This window comes from Flavobacterium sp. UBA4854 (assembly GCF_002399805.1).
GTDB classification, from domain to species: Bacteria; Bacteroidota; Bacteroidia; order Flavobacteriales; family Flavobacteriaceae; genus Flavobacterium; species Flavobacterium ginsengisoli.
Genome location: NZ_DHEI01000159.1, coordinates 11044 through 12945, shown reverse-complemented (window position 1 = coordinate 12945; position 1902 = coordinate 11044). Strand labels below are relative to the sequence as shown.

The window sequence follows — 1902 nt, the reverse complement described above, 5'->3', positions numbered from 1 at the left end:
GAAAAGAAGAAAAAAGAACAGCAGACACCAACTAATAATCAAGGATTGATTCCAGATAACGATTATTAACACTTTGTTAAAAATCGGCATTTATAAAACCATTATTCTCATAATGGTTTTTTTTGTGCTAAATTTAGGCACTCTAATAAAAATTTTCCATGTGAGCGGGAAATTCTGATTTTTATAACACTTCATCAGGGTATTGTTAATTTTGACGATTTAATTAAAAAAATAGCGTTTTATTATTTTTAATGAAATTTTTTCCTAGAAAAAACTTATTAACGAAAACGTTTGAATTTAACAGATTTTATTAATTTATGATAATCGTAACCCGAAAAGTGCTGAATGTTTGCTAATTTTACACTTTAATACTTAAATAATGCCAAAAACAATAAAAAAAGTAGGTGTTCTTACCTCAGGAGGAGATTCACCTGGAATGAATGCTGCAATACGATCAGTTGTTCGAACTTGCGCATACCATAATATAGAATGCATCGGAATTTATAGAGGGTATCAAGGAATGATTGAAGGAGACTTCAAGGAGATGGGACCACGAAGCGTAAATAATATTGTAAACAAAGGTGGAACGATCTTGAAATCGGCTCGTTCAGTTGAGTTTAGAACCCCTGAAGGTAGAAAAAAAGCACACGACAACCTTGTTAAGGCAGGTGTTGATGCTTTGGTTGTTATTGGTGGTGATGGTAGTTTTACTGGAGGATTAATTTTTAATTCAGAATTTGATTTCCCAGTTATGGGAATTCCAGGTACAATCGATAATGATATTTATGGTACAAGTTTTACTTTAGGGTATGATACTGCTTTAAATACTGTTGTAGACTGTATTGATAAAATTAGAGACACTGCAAGTTCTCATAACCGTCTTTTCTTTGTAGAGGTTATGGGTAGAGATGCAGGTCATATTGCTCTTAACGCTGGTATTGGTGCAGGAGCAGAAGAAATTCTTATTCCTGAAGAAGATTTAGGTTTAGATCGTCTTTTAGATTCGCTTCAAAAAAGTAAAGCATCAGGAAAATCATCTAGTATTGTTGTAATTGCTGAAGGAGATAAAATTGGTAAAAACGTATTCGAATTAAAAGATTATGTTGAAGCTAATTTGCCAGAATACGATGTGCGTGTTTCTGTGTTAGGACACATGCAGCGTGGTGGTTCTCCATCTTGTTTTGACCGTGTTTTAGCAAGCCGTTTAGGAGTTAAAGCTGTAGAATCTTTAATTGAAGGAAAATCGAACTATATGGTTGGACTTCGCGAAGATAAAGTAATCTTAACACCACTTGAGCAAGCTATTAAAGGTAAATCAGAAATTGATAGAGAATTGTTAAGAGTGTCTGACATCATGTCGACATAACCAATATAAAGTTTAAAAAAGAAAGAGAAGTTTATTGTGAGGAAATTAGACTTTGAATTAGTGTAATAAAAACAAAAGCAAAAATTTAGTAAAATGTCAAAAGTAAAATTAGGAATAAACGGATTTGGACGTATCGGAAGAATCGTTTTTAGAGAGTCTTTCAATAGAGATAATGTAGAAGTTGTTGCAATCAATGACTTGTTAGACGTAGATCACTTAGCTTATTTATTAAAATATGATTCAGTTCACGGTCGTTTCAACGGAACTGTAGAAGTTAAAGAAGGAAAATTATATGTAAACGGAAGAAACATCCGTATCACTGCAGAAAGAAATCCTGCTGATTTAAAATGGAACGAAGTTGATGTAGATGTAGTAGCTGAATGTACTGGTATCTTCACAACTATCGAAACTGCAAGTGAGCACTTAAAAGGTGGTGCTAAGAAAGTTATCATTTCTGCTCCTTCTGCTGATGCTCCAATGTTTGTAATGGGAGTTAACCACGAAACTGCAAAAGCTTCTGATTTAGTTGTTTCTAA

General features: G+C 33.3%; 2 protein-coding genes. Both read left to right on the top strand.

Annotation, left to right across the window (positions count from 1 at the left end; all coding sequences use genetic code 11):
- Window positions 1-379 precede the first annotated feature (379 nt).
- Complete coding sequence (pfkA, locus tag B3J44_RS22680) at window positions 380-1366, top strand: 6-phosphofructokinase (protein ID WP_198856319.1); 987 nt, start codon at window positions 380-382, stop codon at window positions 1364-1366.
- Window positions 1367-1459: 93 nt separating this feature from the next.
- A partial coding sequence (locus B3J44_RS22675; protein WP_286971592.1) for a glyceraldehyde 3-phosphate dehydrogenase NAD-binding domain-containing protein occupies window positions 1460-1902 on the top strand: 443 nt, incomplete at its 3' end.

What these genes read in the sequence shown, in the direction of transcription:
- pfkA (WP_198856319.1), top strand. Translation starts at nt 380, where the DNA reads ATGCCAAAAACAATAAAAAAAGTAGGTGTTCTTACCTCAGGAGGAGAT.